25 protein-coding genes are annotated in these 19,274 nt (G+C 54.6%); 19 read left to right on the top strand and 6 right to left on the bottom strand.

What is annotated here, in order from left to right:
* Positions 1-276 precede the first annotated feature (276 nt).
* From purF to H8696_RS09100, 9 genes are all read left to right on the top strand, one after another.
* Positions 277-1,617 carry an amidophosphoribosyltransferase gene (purF, locus tag H8696_RS09140; RefSeq protein WP_249316947.1) on the top strand — a complete coding sequence of 447 codons (1,341 nt, stop codon included), beginning with the start codon at positions 277-279 and terminating at the stop codon, positions 1,615-1,617.
* A gap of 126 nt (positions 1,618-1,743) precedes the next feature.
* Positions 1,744-2,871, top strand: a complete 1,128-nt coding sequence (locus H8696_RS09135) for an NAD(P)/FAD-dependent oxidoreductase (RefSeq protein WP_249316945.1) — start codon at positions 1,744-1,746, stop codon at positions 2,869-2,871.
* Positions 2,872-2,929: 58 nt separating this feature from the next.
* On the top strand, positions 2,930-3,088 hold the full coding sequence (gene rd / locus H8696_RS09130; protein WP_249316943.1) for a rubredoxin: 159 nt from the start codon (positions 2,930-2,932) through the stop codon (positions 3,086-3,088).
* Between the two features lie 2 nt (positions 3,089-3,090).
* Positions 3,091-4,257 carry an FprA family A-type flavoprotein gene (locus H8696_RS09125; RefSeq protein WP_249316941.1) on the top strand — a complete coding sequence of 389 codons (1,167 nt, stop codon included), beginning with the start codon at positions 3,091-3,093 and terminating at the stop codon, positions 4,255-4,257.
* Between the two features lie 107 nt (positions 4,258-4,364).
* Positions 4,365-4,739, top strand: a complete 375-nt coding sequence (locus H8696_RS09120; protein WP_249316939.1) for a universal stress protein — start codon at positions 4,365-4,367, stop codon at positions 4,737-4,739.
* Positions 4,736-5,482 carry a hypothetical protein gene (locus H8696_RS09115; RefSeq protein WP_249316936.1) on the top strand — a complete coding sequence of 249 codons (747 nt, stop codon included), beginning with the start codon at positions 4,736-4,738 and terminating at the stop codon, positions 5,480-5,482. Before H8696_RS09120 ends, H8696_RS09115 begins: the two co-directional genes overlap by 4 nt.
* Positions 5,483-5,498: 16 nt before the next feature.
* Entirely contained in the window at positions 5,499-7,289 is a 1,791-nt protein-coding gene (gene pepF, locus H8696_RS09110) for an oligoendopeptidase F (protein ID WP_249316934.1), read from the top strand.
* Between the two features lie 13 nt (positions 7,290-7,302).
* Positions 7,303-7,629 (top strand): hypothetical protein, encoded by a 327-nt coding sequence (locus H8696_RS09105; RefSeq protein WP_249316932.1) that lies wholly within the window; start codon positions 7,303-7,305, stop codon positions 7,627-7,629.
* A gap of 161 nt (positions 7,630-7,790) precedes the next feature.
* The gene (locus H8696_RS09100) at positions 7,791-8,276 is read left to right on the top strand and encodes a QueT transporter family protein (protein ID WP_249316931.1); all 486 of its coding nucleotides are present in this window, start codon (positions 7,791-7,793) and stop codon (positions 8,274-8,276) included.
* Between the two features lie 16 nt (positions 8,277-8,292).
* Here H8696_RS09100 and H8696_RS09095 read toward each other — a convergent pair whose 3' ends face one another.
* The 3 genes from H8696_RS09095 to H8696_RS09085 form a co-directional block, all read right to left on the bottom strand.
* The gene (locus H8696_RS09095; RefSeq protein WP_249316927.1) at positions 8,293-9,501 is read right to left on the bottom strand and encodes a M20 family metallo-hydrolase; all 1,209 of its coding nucleotides are present in this window, start codon (positions 9,499-9,501) and stop codon (positions 8,293-8,295) included.
* A 105-nt stretch (positions 9,502-9,606) separates the two neighbouring features.
* On the bottom strand, positions 9,607-10,764 hold the full coding sequence (locus H8696_RS09090; RefSeq protein WP_249316924.1) for a YgeY family selenium metabolism-linked hydrolase: 1,158 nt from the start codon (positions 10,762-10,764) through the stop codon (positions 9,607-9,609).
* On the bottom strand, positions 10,754-11,839 hold the full coding sequence (locus H8696_RS09085) for a diaminopropionate ammonia-lyase (protein ID WP_249316920.1): 1,086 nt from the start codon (positions 11,837-11,839) through the stop codon (positions 10,754-10,756). Before H8696_RS09085 ends, H8696_RS09090 begins: the two co-directional genes overlap by 11 nt.
* 160 nt (positions 11,840-11,999) lie before the next feature.
* Between H8696_RS09085 and H8696_RS09080 the strand changes: the two genes are divergently transcribed.
* Complete coding sequence (locus H8696_RS09080; protein ID WP_249316918.1) at positions 12,000-12,905, top strand: AraC family transcriptional regulator; 906 nt, start codon at positions 12,000-12,002, stop codon at positions 12,903-12,905.
* A 275-nt stretch (positions 12,906-13,180) separates the two neighbouring features.
* On the opposite strand, the gene H8696_RS09075 is transcribed toward H8696_RS09080, so the two are convergent.
* Positions 13,181-14,725 carry a recombinase family protein gene (locus tag H8696_RS09075; RefSeq protein WP_249316917.1) on the bottom strand — a complete coding sequence of 515 codons (1,545 nt, stop codon included), beginning with the start codon at positions 14,723-14,725 and terminating at the stop codon, positions 13,181-13,183.
* A gap of 458 nt (positions 14,726-15,183) precedes the next feature.
* The gene (locus H8696_RS09070; protein ID WP_249316916.1) at positions 15,184-15,528 is read right to left on the bottom strand and encodes a helix-turn-helix domain-containing protein; all 345 of its coding nucleotides are present in this window, start codon (positions 15,526-15,528) and stop codon (positions 15,184-15,186) included.
* Positions 15,529-15,688: 160 nt separating this feature from the next.
* On the opposite strand from H8696_RS09070, the gene H8696_RS09065 reads away from it, so the two are divergent.
* Genes H8696_RS09065 through H8696_RS09050 form a run of 4 tightly spaced genes read left to right on the top strand, consistent with a single transcriptional unit; the run spans position 15,689 to position 16,562 of the window.
* Entirely contained in the window at positions 15,689-15,883 is a 195-nt protein-coding gene (locus H8696_RS09065) for a helix-turn-helix transcriptional regulator (RefSeq protein ID WP_249316914.1), read from the top strand.
* A 25-nt stretch (positions 15,884-15,908) separates the two neighbouring features.
* On the top strand, positions 15,909-16,088 hold the full coding sequence (locus tag H8696_RS09060) for a hypothetical protein (RefSeq protein WP_249316912.1): 180 nt from the start codon (positions 15,909-15,911) through the stop codon (positions 16,086-16,088).
* A 28-nt stretch (positions 16,089-16,116) separates the two neighbouring features.
* Positions 16,117-16,341, top strand: coding sequence for a helix-turn-helix transcriptional regulator (locus H8696_RS09055; protein ID WP_249316909.1), 225 nt, complete (start codon positions 16,117-16,119; stop codon positions 16,339-16,341).
* A 14-nt stretch (positions 16,342-16,355) separates the two neighbouring features.
* Complete coding sequence (locus H8696_RS09050; protein ID WP_249316906.1) at positions 16,356-16,562, top strand: hypothetical protein; 207 nt, start codon at positions 16,356-16,358, stop codon at positions 16,560-16,562.
* 53 nt (positions 16,563-16,615) lie between these two features.
* Here the strand turns inward: H8696_RS09050 and H8696_RS09045 are convergent, their stop codons facing one another.
* Entirely contained in the window at positions 16,616-16,846 is a 231-nt protein-coding gene (locus H8696_RS09045) for a helix-turn-helix domain-containing protein (RefSeq protein WP_249316904.1), read from the bottom strand.
* An 84-nt stretch (positions 16,847-16,930) separates the two neighbouring features.
* On the opposite strand from H8696_RS09045, the gene H8696_RS11405 reads away from it, so the two are divergent.
* From H8696_RS11405 to H8696_RS09025, 5 genes are read left to right on the top strand one after another with little or no spacing between them, the layout of a single operon-like run.
* Entirely contained in the window at positions 16,931-17,128 is a 198-nt protein-coding gene (locus H8696_RS11405; RefSeq protein ID WP_407926378.1) for a helix-turn-helix transcriptional regulator, read from the top strand.
* Between the two features lie 40 nt (positions 17,129-17,168).
* Complete coding sequence (locus H8696_RS09040; RefSeq protein WP_249316902.1) at positions 17,169-17,441, top strand: hypothetical protein; 273 nt, start codon at positions 17,169-17,171, stop codon at positions 17,439-17,441.
* Between the two features lie 11 nt (positions 17,442-17,452).
* The gene (locus H8696_RS09035) at positions 17,453-17,659 is read left to right on the top strand and encodes a hypothetical protein (protein ID WP_249316900.1); all 207 of its coding nucleotides are present in this window, start codon (positions 17,453-17,455) and stop codon (positions 17,657-17,659) included.
* A gap of 41 nt (positions 17,660-17,700) precedes the next feature.
* Positions 17,701-18,240, top strand: coding sequence for a host-nuclease inhibitor Gam family protein (locus tag H8696_RS09030; protein WP_249316898.1), 540 nt, complete (start codon positions 17,701-17,703; stop codon positions 18,238-18,240).
* Positions 18,237-19,097, top strand: a complete 861-nt coding sequence (locus H8696_RS09025; protein ID WP_249316896.1) for an ATP-binding protein — start codon at positions 18,237-18,239, stop codon at positions 19,095-19,097. Before H8696_RS09030 ends, H8696_RS09025 begins: the two co-directional genes overlap by 4 nt.
* Positions 19,098-19,274: the final 177 nt, after the last annotated feature.

The raw sequence follows: 19,274 nt of genomic DNA, 5'->3' as shown, positions 1-19,274 counted from the left end.
TTCATAGCCCCTTACGCCGGTGGGCAGGGGCGGCAGTTTCTCCATGATGCCACCTCCTTATTTTTGGAAAGGTGTTCGTACCAATATATGCCTTCAAAGGCCCGCGGGGTCCGCGAACTCAAGAAATTTGTCAAAACTGCCCCCGATTGTTTGACACTGGGGCGAAATCTTCCTATAATTTAAGAGTAATTGCACATAAACATTCGGATAATAGCACGGATATTTGAAGAAGAGTGATAGGGATTATTCGGTTTATAGCGTGAAGGAGGTAAGCCAGTGTTTGGCATCTACGGACATTCTCGGGCGGCGGCTATCTGCTACTATGGACTGCACTGTTTGCAGCATCGCGGCCAGGAGGGCGCCGGCATCGTGACCGTTCAGGACGGGGAGATGATGGTGCATAAGGGCGAAGGCCTGATCAATGAGGTTTTTAACGAGCAGATATTAAACAGTCTCAAGGGCAACCGCGCCATCTCCCACGTGCGGTATTCCACCGGCGGGGACGGCGGGGCGGAAAATGTGGAGCCCCTCGTTTTTCGGGCCAAACAGGGCTCCATGGCCATCACTCATGACGGCAGCCTGGAGAACGCCGATGAGCTTCGGGACCGCATGGAGGAGATGGGCAGCATCTTCCAGACCAATTCGGACAGCGAGGTTCTGGCCCATCTGATTCGGCGGAGCATGCACACCCAGTTCGTGGACAAGGTGAAGGAATCTCTCCGCTCGCTGGTGGGCGGTTTCGCCTTCATGGTGCTCACCGAGAGTCAGCTCATAGCCGCTTCCGATCCCTGGGGCCTCCGTCCCCTGTCGGTGGGCCGGCTGAAGGATGGATATGTGGTCACCTCGGAAACCTGCGCCTTTGATATCGTGGGCGCACGCTGGGTGAGGGACGTGAAACCGGGAGAGATGATCATTATTGACGGCGAGGGCCTCCATGCCGAGCCCTTCGTCATGGGCGGCAGCAAGAACATGTGCGCCATGGAATACATCTATTTTGCCCGCCCGGACAGCGACCTCAACGGCATCAATGTGCACACCGCCAGAAAACGGCTGGGCAAGCAGCTGGCCAAGGAGGCTCCGGTGGACGCCGACATCGTGGTGGGCGTGCCCGACTCCAGCATCTCCGCCGCCATCGGTTATGCGGAGCAGTCGGGAATCCCCTATGAGATGGGCCTTATCAAGAACAAGTACGTGGGCCGCACCTTCATTCAGCCCTCCCAGGAGCTTCGGGAACAGGGCGTAAAGATGAAGCTGTCGGCGGTCCGCGGCGTGGTGGAAAATAAACGGGTGGTGATTGTGGACGATTCCATTGTGCGCGGCACCACCATCAAGCGCATCATCACTCTCCTTCGGGAGGCGGGCGCGCTGGAGGTCCACGTGCGCATCTCCTCGCCGCCTCTTCAATACACCTGCCCTTACGGCATCGACCTTAAAACCTCGGAGGAGCTGCTGGCAGCCAATCACGACCAGGAGGAGATCCGCAAGATGCTGGGCATGGATTCTCTGGCTCATATCAGCGTGGAGGGTCTTGTAAAGGCCGTGGGCACTTTCAACGAGGATGGCAGCTGCGGCCAGTGCCGGGCCTGTTTCAACGGCTCCTATCCCACTCATTCCTAGAAGGACGGCGCTCAAACGATCCCTTGAAAGAGGGATCGTTTTTTTATTTTGGACTGGATGTTTCTCTTTGTGTTTTTGGTTAATTATAGTATAATCATTTCAAACAAAGAAAAGGAACGAAGAAAGATGAAAAACACCATTGTTGTTGTGGGAGGCGGCGTTGCAGGTCTGTCCGCGGCCCAGGCGGCAAGAAAGCAGGATGGAGAGGCGCGTATTCTTTTATACCATGCCGAGCCCTATCTGCCCTACTACCGTCCCCGGGTGCCCCAGCTCATCATCGGCGAGGCGGACCCGGATAAAATTGCCGTAAAAACCGAACAATTCTATCGGGACCAGAATATTGAGCTCATCCAAAGTCCCGTTTTGGCCGTGGAGGACGGTGAGGTCGTGGCCGGGGATGGAAGCCGGGAGGCCTATACAACCCTGGTTCTGGCCACAGGCGGCGAGAGCTTTTTCCCGGGCAATATTGAGCCGGAGGGCCCGGTGCAGGGACTACGCACCGTGGCCGACGCCTATAAGCTTCAGGAGCGTCTGTGCGTGGGCGATCCGGTGATCGTGGTGGGCGGCGGGCTGCTGGGCCTGGAAGCGGCCACCTATCTCAAGCGGGCAGGCATGAAGGTGACGGTGCTGGAAGGGGAGAGCGGACTGCTGAACCGCCAGCTGGATGAGGACGGTTCCCGCAGGCTTGAGGAGGAAGCGGAAAATTTCGGCATCGCCGTTCGGTTGAACGCCCGGGTCTCCGCCGTGGAAGGCCATGCCATCCTGCTGGAGGACGGAGAAAAGCTGGAGGGCGCGGCCCTGCTGTTTTCCATCGGCATGCGCGCCAATACGGAGCTTGCCCGGAAAATGGGCCTTGCCGTGAATCGGGCCGTTGTCGTGAACAGCGCTATGGAGACCTCGAAGGCCGGAGTCTACGCCGCCGGCGATGCGGCGGAGGTGGACGGCAGAAACTATGGCCTTTTCAATATATCCATGGAACAGGGCGCCGTGGCCGGGACCAATGCGGCGGGCGGCAAAGCCGTCTGGCAGCCGCCGGTGATCCCTTACGTGATGCAGGCCCTCGGGGTCCAGACCTTCGCCATGGGCGAGCTGACCGGTGAGCGGGTGCAAAAAGAGGATGCAAAGGGCTACCGGGCGCTCTACCATAGAGAGGGCAGAATCGTGGGTGCCGTATGGGTGGGCGAGAAATGTCCCATGGCGCTCCTTCGCAAGGCGGTAAGCCAAAATGCGTCCCTCGCGGAAATACAGCTTTAGCGGCCTCATTCCCACTTTGGGAATTGGCAATATACATCATTTGAGGAGGAAGAAAGATATGAAAAAGTATGTTTGCTCCATTTGTGGTTACGAGTACGATCCCGAAGTGGGCGATCCCGATAACGGCATCGCTCCCGGCACGGCTTTCGAAGACATTCCTGAGGATTGGGTGTGCCCCGTGTGCGGCGCCGGAAAAGACGTGTTTGAGGAGGCGTAATCATGCTTCCCGTTCAAATCAAACCCGGCATCTACTGGGTGGGTGCCATCGATTGGAACCTTCGTGAGTTCCACGGCTATGTAACCCAGCGGGGATCCACTTACAACGCCTATCTCATCATGGATGAGAAGATCACCCTGATCGACACGGTCAAGGCGCCCTTTGCGGAGGAAATGCTCAGCCGCATCGCTCACGTGGTGGATCCTGCGAAGATCGATTATATCATCTCCAATCATGTGGAAATGGATCATTCGGGCTCCCTGCCGGCGATGCGGAGGGTGTGTCCGAACGCCAAGATCTTCACCTCGGCGCCCAATGGCGTCAAGGGCCTGACCGCCCATTTCGGCGATCTTGGATACGAAGCGGTGAAGACAGGGGACAGCCTGCCGCTGGGCAGGCGAACCCTCCATTTCGTCAATACCGCCATGGTCCATTGGCCGGACAACATGGTCAGTTACTGCCCGGAGGAGAAGATTATTTTCTCCAACGACGCTTTTGGCCAGCACTATGCGTCCATGGAACGGTTTGCCGATGAGCTTCAGCTGGAGGATGTGTTCTTTGAGGCCAAGAAATACTACGCCAACATCGTACTGCCCTATGGACCCCAGGTCCAAAAGGCGCTGGCGGCCGTGCTTCCCCTGGACATCGAAATCATCGCGCCCAGCCACGGCCTGATTTGGCGCAGCCACCTCTCGGACATCATTGAACGCTATAAGACCTGGAGCGCCAATGAAAGCGAGGAGAAGGCCCTGGTGATCTACGACACCATGTGGCATTCCACCGAGAAGATGGCCCAGGCCATTTTGGAGGGCTTTGAGAGAAAGGGTGTGCCCGCGCAGCTCATGAGCCTGCAGCACCACCATATCTCGGATATCATGACGCCCCTCATGACGGCCAAGTACATCTGTGTGGGTTCTCCCACGCTGAACAACAACATGCTGCCCACGGTGGCGTCCTTCCTGACCTACATGAAGGGCCTTGCGCCCAAGAACCGCATGGGTCTCGCCTTCGGCTCCTACGGCTGGGGCGGGCAAAGCGTGGGCCAGGTGCAGGAGGCCTTGACGCAGGCCGGTTTTGAACCCCTGGATGAGATGATGCGCATTCAGTGGATTCCAACCGAGGCTCAGCTTCAGGAGATCACCGAAAGGATCGCGGCCAAACTGCCTTGATGCGGAAAGATACCCCGGAAAATCTTCCGGGGTATTTTTTTGGGTTCAGTTCCCCCGTCAGACATGTTATAATGTAACCAGATGACCATGTAAATTGGGGGAACGAGATGAAAATACTGGCCTTGGTTACCCGGCAGAAATCCTGTCAGCGCCTGATCGACCGCAGCCTGCAGCTGGCTCAGAGCCGCCATGGGAAGCTGTCCGTGGTTCATGTGGTGCAAAATGGGGAAAACTTCTTGGGTAACCCGGAAGAGGGCGCGGCTCTGGAGTATCTTTTTGATATTTCCAAGCAGGCCGGTGCGGATATGACGGTGCTCCGTTCGGATGATGTGATTGCGACCATCACCCATTTCGTGAGGGAACAAGCTATCGACGTGGTGGTGCTGGGCGCGAGCCCGCGGGACCGGGATGCCTTCAAGGGCAAGCTGGAAAAGAAGCTGCCCGGGGTTGAATTCTTTGTAGTGACGGCGGATGAACAATGATGAAACAGATGGGGATCATGGGCCAATGCTTTCGGGCGTGCCTTCGCAGCTATGGAAGGCGGTTTCCGGCGGCGCTGGTCTCCATGATCTTTTTTGGCCTTATGGCCCTATGGCTTTTAGGCGAGCCGCCCGCGGAGCAGGACGGACTGTTCTGGTACCGGATTCCGGCGCTGAGTCCGTGGGAAGCCGCGGCGGCTGCCCTCATCGCTTCGGCCTATGTCTTCGGAGTACGGCCTCTTCTGATTTGGCAGCAGTGGAAAGCCGGAAGGCCCGAAGCCGGGAATGCCTTTGATCTCCGTTCTGCCGCCTGGTGGTCCGCAAAGGCGGCGCTTTTGTCCCTCGGCGCGTTTCTCCTGGCCAATCTGGCGGCCGCTTTTCTGGAGATTTACATCTTTCCCCTTTTCACCCCGGAGCGGTCCATCGAAAGGCTTTACGCGCTTTACCCGGCTTTGCGCTGGATCGTCTTTGGCGGAGTGATGGTTCTATGGAGCATTCTGAGGTGCCTTTGGACGCCGCTGCCTTTGGACAAAGGGCGGCTGGGACTCCCGTTTGGCGCCTTCTATTACGGGCCCCTGGGGCTGGCGGCGGTTTTCATGGGCCTTGTCCTTGATTTTTTGGGTCTGCCGCTGAACGCGGCGGCGGCCGTCGTTTTGGCCCTTCTGGGCTTCGCGCTCCCCTTCAAGGACTGCTATCTCCTCGGGGGATGGCGGACGGAAGGGCTGGGCAAGCTAGAGGGAGAATGATAAAGGAGGAATGGTAATGGAGCAAACGAATGGCCTGCCAAGCCGGAAGGATCTTGATTCGGCCTACATGTGGGACCTTTCCGTGCTGTTCGAAAGCGATGAGGACTGCAAAAAGGAGCTGGCCCAGGTGTTTGGGCAGATCCCCGGCCTTGCGGGGCTCAAGGATACGCTGATTCAAAGCGCCGCCGATCTTCTGGCGGGGCTGCGAAAGATTGATGAGGTTTCGGAAAAGGCGGAGCGCATTTATGCCTATGCCCATTTGAAGCTGGACGAGGACAATCAGGTGGACCGTTACCAGGGCCTTCTGGATCAGGCGATGGGCATGGTGGTGCAGCTGGACGAAGCGCTCAGCTTCATGCGGCCCCTGCTTTTGTCCCTGGAGCCGGAAAAGCTGGAAAGGTATTTTAAGGAGGAGCCCGCTCTCCAGCCTTACAAGTTCCAGCTGCGGGATATTCAGCGCTACCGTGCGCATATCCTCTCTGAAGGGGAGGAGCGGCTGATCGCATTAAGCGGCGATATGGCCCAGAGCATGGACACCGCCTACAGCATGCTGTGCGATGCCGACCTCCGCTTTGAGGCGGTGGAGGTGGAGGGAAAAGCGGTGGAGCTGTCCCATGGCCGCTTTATTCAGCTCATGCGCCATCCCGACCGCGGTGTGCGGCAAAGAGTTTTTGAAAGCTACTACGGCACCTATGACGGCGTAAAAAATACCACCGCGTCCCTTCTGGCGGGCAGTATCAAGAAGGATGTATTTTATGCGAAGGCCAAGCGCTACGCCTCCTGCCTCGAACAGGCGCTTTTCGATGATAACGTACCCGTTTCCGTCTATGACGGCCTGATCGAGGCGGTGCGCGCCCATCTTCCCGCACTGCATCGCTACATGGAGCTCAAGAAGCGGGCGCTGGGCCTGCCCGATCTGCACATGTACGATGCGTACGTTCCGCTGGTGGAAACGAATGCCGCCTACCCCTACGAGGACGCCTTTGCCACCATGGCGGAGGGACTGGCGCCGCTGGGGGAAGACTATCTGGAAATCCTGAAGGAGGGCAAGGAGGAGGGCTGGATTGACGTCTACGAAAATCGGGGCAAAACCTCCGGTGCTTTCTCTTACGGCATTTACGGCGCCCATCCCTTCGTGCTTTTGAATCATAACGACGAACTGGATGATCTGTTTACGCTCGCCCATGAGATGGGGCATGCGGTCCATTCCTACCTGTCCAATAAGTATCAGCCCTATCCCACGGCCAGCTACCGCATCTTCGTGGCGGAGGTGGCCTCCACGGTCAATGAGGTGCTGCTGAACCGCCATATGCTGAAGACTGGCGACAGGAAGGTGAAAGCCTATCTGCTCAGCTATTTCCTGGAGCAGTTCCGCACCACGCTCTTCCGGCAGACCCAGTTTGCGGAGTTTGAAAAGCGGGTCCATGCCATGGCGGAAGCGGGTGAGCCGCTTACCGCCCAGAGCTTCGGCGCAGTGTACGGCGAGATCAATCGGGACTACTACGGCCCCGCCGTGCAGGATCCCGAGATTGCTCTGGAATGGTCGCGCATTCCCCATTTCTACCGGCCTTTCTACGTCTATCAGTACGCCACCGGTTTCTCCAGCGCGGTGGCCATTGCAAAGGCGATTTTGGAGGGGAAGCCCGGCGCCGTGGAGAACTACAAGGCCTTTTTGTCCAGCGGCGGCAGTGATCATCCCCTTAATCTGCTCAGGATTGCCGGTGTGGATCTGACGAGGCCCGAGCCGGTGGACAATGCTCTGAAGCTGTTCGAGGAGAGCCTGGAGGAGCTGGAAGGGCTCATCTGAAAGGAGGGAGAACATGCTGAATCTAAACCGTGAAGACGTTCTTGAAAAGGTGGGAGAAAAACTGACGAAAAGTCCCTTCATGAAAGACATGCCCGAGGAGGAACTCCAGGCATTCACGGCGGCCGCCTATGATGCGGACCATGCATACATGCAAAAGGCGGGCGTTCTTGACGGGGATTACTATGATGAGGATGACGCCTTTGAGACCATCGTAGACAGCCTCAGCGAGCATTTCTCCCTCTCCGAAGAGGACCAGATGCTTTTGTGCCAGCGGATTGAGGCTTACATGGACGCCTTTGAGAACTATCTCGAAGAACGGGACTTTGTGGAGTGGGATTAGCTTTACACGCCGGCGCCGCCATGCTACAATGAATCCGGTAATTTCATAGGACAGTTCGAGACCATCCTGTCCCAAAACAAAACTACGGGAGATAGCCGCGGATAAGCGGGTCTATTCTTTCGTGGAAAGGATGGGCCCGCTGTTTTGCTGGGGGGGATTTGATGGGTTCCAAATTGAGATTTATGGTGCAGGCGGCGGTCATAGCGGCGGCCTATGTGGCGGTGACGCTGCTATTGGCGTATACCAGCTTCGGGCCGGTGCAGCTTCGTTTTTCCGAGGCGCTGTGCGCTTTGGCGCTCTATACGCCGGCAGCGGTTCCCGGGCTTTTCATCGGCTGTGTGATTGCAAATCTTCTTGGATCCAGTATTGCGCTTGATATTGTGGTGGGCGGGCTCATCACGCTGGCCGCGGCGGCTCTGACCTACCGGTGGCGCAAGAAACCTCTGCTTGCGCTGGCGCCGCCAGTGGTGCTGAACGCGGCGGGGCTTGCGGCCCTGTTCTATTTTGTGGGGCAGGCGCCTTTCTGGCTTACGGTGCTCACTGTGGGCGCGGGCCAGCTTCTCGCCTGCTACGGACTCGGACTGCCCCTGGCCTATGGGCTCAGGAAGGTCCCGCAGATATCCTGGGAGTATGAAAAAGGACGGTGAATACCGTCCTTTTCTTTTAGAAGTTTTCTTTGAGATATTGGTAGATTACCCGGGCCCCGTCAAGAATGCTCTCCGGAGAGGTATATTCGAGGGGATTATGGCTTATTCCCCGATTGCAGGGCACGAAGACCATGGCTGTGGGACAGAGGGGCGGAAAACACATCGCGTCGTGTCCCGCGCCGCTGGGCATTCTTCGATAGGACAGTCCCAGCTTTTCGGCCGCGGCTGCCAGGCCGTCCTCAAGGCCTTGATCCAGCTTCACCGGGAGGAAATGGGTGATCTTCTCCGAGGTGTATTCCACGGCCCGGCGGGAGCAGACCTCCGCCAGGATATCCTGGAGACGCGCCTGCATGCGATCGAGGCTTTCATCGTCAGTGCTGCGGTTGTCAATGCCAAGGCGCACATGGCCGGGAATGACATTGAGGACGTTGGGCGCGTTGTGGATGATGCCCACCGTGGACACCGAATGATGCACCGATTCCGCCTGGCCGAGTTTCTCCATGGCCAGAATGATTTCCGCCGCCGCACATAGAGCATCCTGGCGCATGCCCATGGGCGTGGCGCCGGAATGGTCGGCGCTGCCCCTCAGTTCCACAAGATAGCGGCGAAAACCGGTGATGTCGGTGACAATGCCCACCGCATCCCCCGTTTCATCGAGGACCTTGCCCTGCTCGATGTGAAGCTCCAAAAAGGCCAGGGGCGCCTCGATTCGGGCGGGGTGCAGCGAGTAGCCCCGTTCGCTGAAAATATCCCGAAAAGCCACCCCGTCCTGACTGGGGTAGTCCGCGATATCATCCCCGCTCACCTTGCCCGTCACAAGACCGCTGCCGATGGTGCAGATCCCAAAGTTGCTAGACTCCTCCGATCGAAAGGCGCCGATCTGGAGGGGAAGCTGAAGGCCGTCGTCCCCCGCCCATTTGAGGCATAAAAGACCCGCGATCACGCCGGCCACCCCGTCGTATCTGCCGCCCTCCACCACCGAATCGAGGTGGGAGGCCATGAGCACATGGGGACCGCTGCGGCAGGAGGCAAAGGTGTTGCCCGCCTCATCCGTCTGGACAGCCGCGCCCAGCTCCTCGGCCAGTTCGGCAAAGCGGCGGTGCATCTCATCTTCCGCCTTGGAATAACCAAGACGGGTAACGCCGCCGCCGGGGAGGGAACCCGGTCCATAGAATTTTTCATGCAGGTGCTGACAGTATTTTAAATCCGTCTCGGAATGGTGCATGGCTTTGCTCCTTCTCGTTTGATAGGATAACCATATAAGATTTCTGGGCCTTTGTCAAAGCGGCAAAAGCCCCGGCGGATACCGGGGCTTTGGAGGATGGAAAGGCTATAGATTTTCAATCAGCCGGGCATAGACCCTGCAGGCATCGGTGATCTGCTCCAGGGGACAATGCTCGTTCAGCATGTGGGCAAGTTTATATTCACCGGGCCCAAAACCGATGGTGGGTACGCCCATGGCCACCGGAGTGATGGCGTTGGTGCCAAAATCCCAGAAGTCGAAAAAGTCCGGTTCCGTGCCGTAGACCTCGGCGCAGGAACGGATGAGCGCCCGGGTCAGAGGCTGATCCTTTCCAATGATCCAGGGATCATGCATGGGCTCATAGTCCAGCGGTTTGCCCGTCCAGGAGGTGTGGTGAAGGGTACCCACTTCCCAATAGGCGTCCTTGCCCGCCACCAGCTGGTCCATCTCCGAACGCACCTGATCCAATGTCTCCCCCAGGGCCAGCCGCCGGTCCAAATAGATGCTGCACTGACTGGGAACCGCGTTAAGGGACGCGGAGACACAGGAAATATCCGAAAGCACGATGGTGCCCGAGGGGCCGCCGGCGCGGCAGAGGGAACGATTGAGCTGGTCCACCCGCTCAATGATCTCGGCCATCTCATATACGGCGTTTTTGCCCTTCTCGGGGGCGGAGCCGTGGGCGGATACGCCGCGGGTGATGATGCGGACCTGGGCTTTGCCCTTGTGTCCCAGGGTGATCTTGTTGCCGCTGGGCTCGCAGATGATGCAGTAGTCCGGCTTTAGGGCAAGCTCCTCATAGAGATGCTGCAGATTTACGCCGTCGCAGTATTCCTCGCACACCGTGCCGGTGACGTACACGGTCTTCCCTGCCAGTGCACCCCGGTCCCGGGCCAACGCCGCACCATAGATCGCGGCTGAGAGGGCGGACTTCATGTCAACGGAGCCCCGGCCCCATAGGGCGCCCTCTGCAATCTCGCCGGAGAAGGGCGGATGCTTCCAAAGGGGTGCGTCGTTGACCTGAACGGTGTCCATGTGGCCGTCGAAGTGGAGGATGGTGCCGCCGCTGCCGATCCGGCCGATGACGTTGCCGGTGGAATCGATCCGAACCTCATCGTAGCCTAGACGGCGCATCTCTTCCGCAAAAAGCCGGGCGAGTTCGCCCTCCTCATTGGAATAGCTTCGGGTTTGCACCGCCTTTTGTGCCAGCCGGATCAAATCGTCCTTCATCTCTTCAAATTTCATTGCCGTGATCCTCCCCCATGATTTTTTCATAATGCTCTTTATCCGTGGCACCCTCGGTGCTGAATAGCAGGATATTGGAACGTTCATCGATCCCCATCCGTTTCTTCCAGCACAAAAGACCGGGGTCCTCGGCAAGCTCCATCAAAACGCCCAAACCCACCGCGCCGCATTCTCCGGAAACCACCGCGGGATCCCCGCCCAGAGGGCGGGCCAGCCGGCGCATGCCCCTGTAGCTGACGGCATCGGTGCACCGCACAAAGAATTCAGCAAACGCCTCTATAACGGGCAGCATGTCGGGATTGGGCTCGCCGCAGTTGAGGCCCGCCATGGCGGTTCTCGGATGCCCGCCGATGCCCGTCCATTTTCCTTCCCGTGCTGATGCAAAGATGCATGCGCTCTCCCAGGCCTCCAGTATGGTAAAACGGGGCGCACGGCTGCCCAGCGTCCGGACCAGATAGCCGATAACTCCACCGGCCATGGAACCCACGCCCGCCTGTAAAAAAACATGGGTGGGGGATACTCCGTGCGCCTTCAGCTGCTCCAAGGCCTCGGCGGCCATGGTGGAATACCCCAGAACGATGTCCCGGGGAACCTCGGTGTAACCGGCAAAGCTGGTGTCCTGCACCAGACGGGCGCCGGTTGCTGTCTCATAGGCCTGTGCCATACGCACCGTATCGTCGTAATTGGCCTGTGTTACGTGGACGGCGGCATTTAGGGCACGGATGGCCTCGACTCGGCACTCCGACGAGCCCTTGGGCATGAAGATGGTGGCTTTGAGCCCGGCATTTTGGGCGGCCCAGGCCAGGGCCCTGCCATGATTGCCGTCGGTGGCGGACACCACTTCCCTGAGCGTTTCCCGTTGCAGGAGCTCATGGAGCGCATAGGAGGCGCCCAGCCCCTTGAAGGCGTTCAGGCCAAAACGCCTGGATTCATCCTTCAAATAGATGCCGCCCACACCCAGCACCCTTGCCAGCCCGGGCAGCGCCACTAGCGGTGTTTGCTGGTAACCGGGGAGAGATTGATGATAACGGAGGACCTTTTGAAAGTTGGAAGCCTCAAAATACGCCGGAAGCATTCTCCTGCCGACGGGATGGTAAAAACATTCAAGCCCTGCCAAAACACGACACCATCCTTTCGTTCATTTGATCTTAATATAATTATATATTGATATTTTGCAGATAATCTATCATAATATCCTTAAATAATATCAATATATTAAGATGTTGGAGGCGCCCATGCAGGTTTATCGAATTCCTATTGATCAGGACAGCCGAATGGAGATGACGCGGCACGGGACGGAGGGCTTTCCCATGGCCATCTATGAAACGGTTCTTGCGAAGAACGCCCTCGGTTTTGTGGACTGGCACTGGCACGATGAATTTCAGTTTTGCCTGGTGACGGAGGGACAGGTCCGGTTCCACGTGGGGGACGGGATCCATCTGCTGGCTGCTGGCATGGGGCTTTTTATCAACAGCGGCGTTCTGCACATGGCCGAACCGCTTACGGCAGATGCCGCCTATCATTGTACCGATGTAAGCCCGAGGCTCATGGGCTCCTTCCCGGAGAGCGATATCCATAACCGGTATTTGAAGGGATTTCTGGAGGACCCCACACGCCGATACATTCTGTTATCCAAGGATGTATCCTGGCAGGGTCTGGTCCTCAAGAAGATGGGGGAGATTCATAGCGCCTATCAGGGGAGGGCGAAGGGGTTTGAAATATGGATTGTCAGTCTTTTGATGCACATTTTTTTCCTGCTTCTTCAAAGCGGTGCGGAAGGCGCGGCGGAGGCGGCGCCGGACGCTTTGGAGCGGATCAAGCTGATCCTCAACTACATTCATGAGCATTTTGGAGAGAAAATCACCCTGAAGCAACTCTCCAAATGGGTCAACCTGTGCCCCAACGAATGCTGCCGTTATTTCAAGAGCCATACGGGCAGTACAATTTTCAGCTATATCAACAACCTGAGAATCACGAAGAGCGCCGAAGCGCTCCTCAACCATCCCGGACGGACGGTCAGCCAAATCGCATACGAATGCGGATTCAGCACGCCCAGCTATTTCATTGAGAAATTCAGACAAAAAACGGGTATGACACCCAACCAATACCGCAGACGGATGGGTTCGGACGTTCAAAAATAATTCTGCATGGGAGAGGCTGATGAATTTTGTACGGCTACAGAGCCGACAGCCTTTGATGAATAATTTTTTCTAAAAAGGGCAGCTCCGATTCGATCCCTTCATTTAATCTTGCGGCTATATCCTATAGGCACGGGGCGCAGGTATCGCCAAGCTGCCGATTAACTTTAGCCCGCTCATATTCCTCCATGGCAAGCTGGAGAATTGTTTCCCCGTCCAACTGAATTCCCCATGTGTCTTTATCTCTTACTCCGGCTTTTTAAGAAATAAAAGGCATACTAGCCCTTAACGGGTAGTATGCCTTTTTGGTGGAGCAAGCCGTTTGATATACGATCGTTAGAAGAATCCAGAGGGTCTTCGAAGGTTTCAATGCTTTCAGTGTTTTCTAGCATATCTATATAAGATACTTGCTTACCGCCTTTTATATTATAGTATATGACGGTTTTATCGTCGTACAGGTACACAGAATTGACAAGTACATCAATGATGCGCCTCCGAAAATCCATGTCAAACAGATCACCTTTACAGAAAACCTTGAGCCAAGCCATGATATCTTTCTCAGTAAAGCGAATTCGGTTTGCGACCTTCATTTTGGCAAGATCGATTTCTATATCCGTTTTTTCAAGTCCATATTGCTCAATCTTATCATACAAGGGCTTGCGGCCTTCTTTGGGCATGTCGATGACTGTATTCGCAATTTTAGCAATTTCCCGTTCCAGCCAAGCGATGCGGCGTTCCATTTCTTTTACCTTACCATCGTTAAACTCACTGTCATACTGAGCCACGACAGCAGCGGCGATATGCTTCATCCGCTCAGGCACGAGGACATATTCAACAGTTTGCTCAACAATGTACCATTCCAAAAAGTCTTTTTTTTCGTTGAGCTTATTGCATCCCTCTTTTCGGCGACGCTTTGGACATTGATAGTAACTCCATCTCTTGCCGTTTTTTCCGGTGCCCGATACGCCCTGCATGGGAGATCCGCAATAACCACAGAATAGCTTTCCGGTCAATAGATATTCAATCTTGGCTTTATTTTTTGCACCCTGACGTCTGTTTTTCTCCAAGCGTTCCTGTACCTTGCTGAAAGTCTCCTTGTCAATGATTGCGGGGCATCCTCCCTCAACGACCACGCCAGACTGCTCCAAGATACCAACATACTTTTTATTCTTGAGCGCAGTTTGGAGAGCTGTGCAGCCGTAAGGATTACCGTTCAAGTTGCGCAGGCCTCGGGCATTGAGTTCGGCAATGATGTCTCTTTTCTTAGTTCCTTTGGCATATTCCTCGAAGGCGTATTTAATGATGGGTGCTTTGGCCTCGTCGATCACAAGCTGGCCTCCGATAGATTTATATCCGATCGGCACCCTTCCGCCAACAAATTTCCCTTTTGTAGCGCTGTCTTGACGCCCGCGTTTAATTTTCTGGGAAAGATCGACAGAATAGTATTCCGCCGATGCTTCCAACACAGCCTCCAATATAATGCTTTCGGGGTTGTCGCCAATATTCTCCATTGCGGACAGAACCTTTACGCCATATTGTTTAAGCTTGTGCTTGTAGATCGCGCTATCATAACGGTTCCGCGTAAATCTATCGAGTTTGTATACGATCACGAACTGGAATGCGCGTTTTCTAGCGTCGCTGATCATGCGTTGGAACTCTGGACGATCATCCGACCGCCCGGAAATGGCACGATCAATATACTCGCCGATAACCGTATAGCCTTCCCGTTTTGCAAATTCATGGCATACTCGAAGCTGCCCTTCGATGGATTGCTCGTTTTGAGCATGGGAAGAAAATCGGGCATAAATTACTGCATTTTTCATTTTGTCGGCTCCCTTTTCAATTCATTATCTTTATTCTCATTATATATTGATTGCCACGGTGCTTAACAGAGCATATATCAATGCATTCAGGGGCCTTTCTATGGAGTAGTTGTTTTGATATTGCCAGTTTTATGACATAGACTGCTTCTGACCGAGACAGAGCCTTCTCAATAAACAAAGTGTTATCAACCAATAAAGCATTACATCGACCGAGAGCGATTGGAACAATGATATATAACATAAATCTCTACTCCTGCAAATAATAAGAACATATGTTCTTGTATATATATTATAGCAAGAGTTTTTGTAAATGCAAGGCTCAATTGGAATAACCAGTATTATTCATAGACAAAAAAGCGGGAGCCCCTAAACTCCCGCTACAGATTTGTGGAAATTATACCAAATCAAAGCAAAGGATTCCATAAGTATATGCAAAAAATATCACTTTATATATTTAATTAGGACTTATCATGCTTTTGCTGTTCACGATATGCTTTAAGAACTTGCTCCACGAATACTCGCTCGTCCTCTGTAACAGGCCCTACATAGTCGCCCTGGACGATAATAGCATTATCGGCATTGAGCCTAGGAGGTGCGGGATTGTCGGTACGACCTAAAAGGTAATCGACAGACACGCCAAAATAGTCTGCAATCGCATCAACTTTTTTTAGATATGTTTTGCTTCTGCCGCCCTTCCAATTGTTAACCGTATTTCGCCCCATACCGATATCCTCGGCAAAGGTAGCCTCGGCAATTTTTTTACTTTTTATCAGTTGTACAATTCGCTCAACAGTAATATCCATGGGATTCCTCTCAAAAAATAAGAATATATTATTGACACTCTTAAAAATTAAGAGTATACTATATCCATACCAAGCACAAGCGCCCTATATGCAGTGTGCGGGCGTGTATCAATAATATACCACAATCAAATTGATATGACCATGGCAAAGGAGGGATAAAATGCGGACCTGGATGAGGGAAAAACGCTTATCACTTGGTCTGTCCCAGGAAAGGCTTGCATACAAAGCGGATACCTGTGGCAGAACAGTGTCCTACATTGAGCAAGGCCAGCGTACTCCAGAACCAGCAATTGCTAAGCGACTTGCGGCAGTGCTCGATGAAGATTGGACAAGGTTTTATGAGGATACTAAGTGATGAAGAGTGAAAAGGGGCTGAAAATATGAAATACGCGGTGGAAGCCAAGGTGTTCGACAATGGAAGAATGGTGGCGCGAGTAAGGCCGGCACGAGATGGCGAGGAAAGCGGCTGTACAGAGACACGGTCCTGCGATGTATGGGTCGATGTATTTGATTCCGAAGTGGAAGCGATCCGGTTTTGCAATGACTACAAGCGTGCATGAAGAACGGAGGGCGCAGGGAGGAGATAACATGAAAACGGAATTGCAAAAGTATTTGTATGGGCGCGGAATAACGCAAACCTATGTAGCTCGTCAGCTAGGCATAACCCCTCAAAGTTTAGGGCGCAAGATAAAAGGACGGCTAAATTTTACGTGGACAGAGGTCATGTGTCTGTGTGATGTACTGTCCGTAGAAGTCCAAGACATCACCATGCTGATACCACAAGTGTTGTCTAAGTCCTCCCGCAAGACTTAAAAGGAGATGATTCTATGCGCTTTATCCAAATCGGCGTTACAGCGGCACGTGATCCCAAAACGGGCGAGTTTTTGCCCGCTGTTCCGATCTATGTCAAAGCAACCGAAGAACTTGCCCAAGGGGAAGAAAAGCTACACCAAAACATCGGTAAACTGTTGGCTGAAAAAATGCGGCAGTATGTTGAGGGCGGTGGGATGATGTGTAAGGAAGGAGTTGATTAAATGAGATGCGATCAGTGCGGCGAGGAGCACTACACGATGTACCGGGGGCCGGACTACTTATGCAAAGTAGGATCGTCCGACCTGCCCACGAGGTAGTCGAGGGACACGCCGAAGTAGTCGGCCATGTCAACAAGGTTTTCGGCTGAAGGAACATTAACCCCGGTTTCCCAACGCTGGGCAGATTGCTTAGAAACACCAAAAAGTTGTCCAAGCTGGGCCAAAGTGAGACCATTTGCCTGGCGAAGCTCTTTGATTCGGATAGCAAAAATTTTTTTCGGAAACATTCCAAAACCCCCTTGACAGTCACTTAACAAGTGACTATAATACAAGTATAGAAGTCACTTAACAAGTGACAGAAAGGAGGAACCGTGAAAAGGGAGCACCTAAAGGAAATTAGATTGCGATCAAAACTTACTCAAGAGGAAGTCGCAAAAGCAATCGGAATTTCCAAGCAACACTACAGCCGCCTTGAGGCTGGCACCTCGAAAGGTAGCGTCGGAGTGTGGCAAAAGCTAAAAAATTTTTTCCGGGTCAAAAGTATCGATGATCTATTGGAACCAAAGTGATTGTACCACAAAATGAGGACAAACAAAAGGAGGGATAAGGATGTGCAGATGTGACAAATGCGGCGCGGAGTACAGCATTATGTACCATGGTCGGAATGGTATGCCGCTATGCGGGCTCTGCTATGATGAGTACCTGGATGAGGAGCGGGGCGAGGAGGAGTGGAATGGGTGCTGTGACCGATGCGGTAAGCCCATCCATGGCGCTGTATACCGTCCCTGGGATGATGTAGACCTGTATTGCGAGGACTGCTACAACAAGATCATGGAGGGCCGCAAGGAGGCGGCAAGCTTCGGCAATGAGGATATTGCGTAGGAGGTGGAAGGATGAAATATGATGATCCCTTACATGTGCTGGATGACCTCACAGGGAGCGAAGACGACCTCCTGGGGAGCGTACGCGACCTATTCCCGGGAAAAGAGGCAAAAAAAGAAGGACCCAAAGAAGGCCCCAAGCAAAAATCACAATTACATTATACCCACTCGCCGGCGAAAGGTCAAGATGGATTATATCTTGTTGGGCGTAATTTCTGACAATGGGGGAGGGCGCACCTCCCCCTGGTAAGGAGGGAACCATGGAAGCTTACAAATATGAGGGGCCCAAGGCCTATGAGATCAGAGACGATATCGAGGCGGAAAGGGCCCTGCAAAAGATCGATGAGATCAATGCCAGGGAACAGCGCATTGTGGAGACCAGCCGCAAATGGATCAAGTACTATGAGGACGTGATTCAGGACTACACCGACAAGTGCAGCCGGGAGCGGGACTATTACCTTGGGCCGCTCCGCGCCTACTTTGAGGGCCTGGGCCCCAAGGCCAAGCGCAGGAGCAAGACCCAGGAGACCTATGACCTGCCGTCCGGCGTTTTGCGGCTCAAATACCCAGCCCCGAAGTATGTCCGGGATGATGAGCGGCTCCTGGCCTGGCTCAAGGAGCAGGGCAAGGAGGAGTACATCAAGACCAAGGTCACCGAGACCCCGGACTGGGCAAGTCTAAAACTCACGACCACCATCCATGACGGACAGGTGGTAGACGATGACGGACAGGTGGTTGAGGGCGTCAAAGCTGAGGAGCAGCCCCCAAAGTTCGAGGCGGAGAGGAGGAGCTGGTTTTGATCCGAAAAGCACAACGCCTGAAGGCTAAGCTTCGCTTGGGGATATCGGGCCCGGCAGGGAGTGGCAAGACCATGGGCGCCCTGTTGGTGGCGCATGGGATCTGCAAGGATTGGTCCAAGATATGCCTTATAGACACGGAGAACGGGAGCGGCGACCTCTACGCGAACTATGCCCACCAGGGAATCGCCATAGGGGAGTACAACATCATTGATATCTTGGCTCCCTACACCCCAGAAAAGTACCTGAACGCCCTGAAGGAATGCGAACAGGCGGGCATGGAAGTGGTGATCATCGACAGCTTGACCCATGCCTGGGCGGGAACCGGCGGGCTCCTGGACAAGAAGGGCCAGATCGAAAAGAGCAACAAAAACGGTTGGGCCGCATGGCGGGAGATCACTCCCTTGCACAATCGCCTGGTGGATACCATCATCCACAGCGGATGCCATATCATCGCTACCTTCCGGGCGAAAATGGATTATGTGCAGGAAGTGGTCAATGGCAAGACGGCTATCCGCAAAGTGGGCATGGCACCGATCCAGCGGGATGGCATGGAGTACGAATTTTCGGTCTTTGTCGAGGTGGACCAGAGCCACCAGGCCATAGCTACCAAGGACCGCACAAGCCTCCTGGATGGGCGCGTCTTTGAGCTCAGCGAAAGCATAGGCCAGGAGCTGGCCGAATGGCTTGAATCGGGCGAGGAACCGCCAAAGTGTGAGGAATGCGGCAGTCATATCCGGCCCACCTCGAAATCAACCGTGGAAGAACTGATCCAATATGGGCGTGAACATTACGCCGCCCAGCTGTGCGTAGGGTGCATGAAAAAACGATTGGAAGCGAGTAAGAGCGAAAGCGCTTAACAGGAGGTGAACGGCATGATTGTGACGGGGCGGGTAAACAAATTGGAGGATGGCCTGGTCCATGTGTCCGCCCCGCTCCAACTGCCGGAAGGGTACCGGATCAGCGCTGAGTGTGATATCTACCTAAGCGACGGCAGGAGCATCACACCGGACCAGCGGCGCAAGGCATGGGCGCTC

Origin of the sequence: Gehongia tenuis, from assembly GCF_014384795.1 — a bacterium.
Lineage (GTDB): Bacteria > Bacillota > Clostridia > Christensenellales > NSJ-53 > Gehongia > Gehongia tenuis.
Note: the sequence above shows the minus strand (reverse complement) of the source record. Positions and strands in the feature narration are given on the sequence as shown.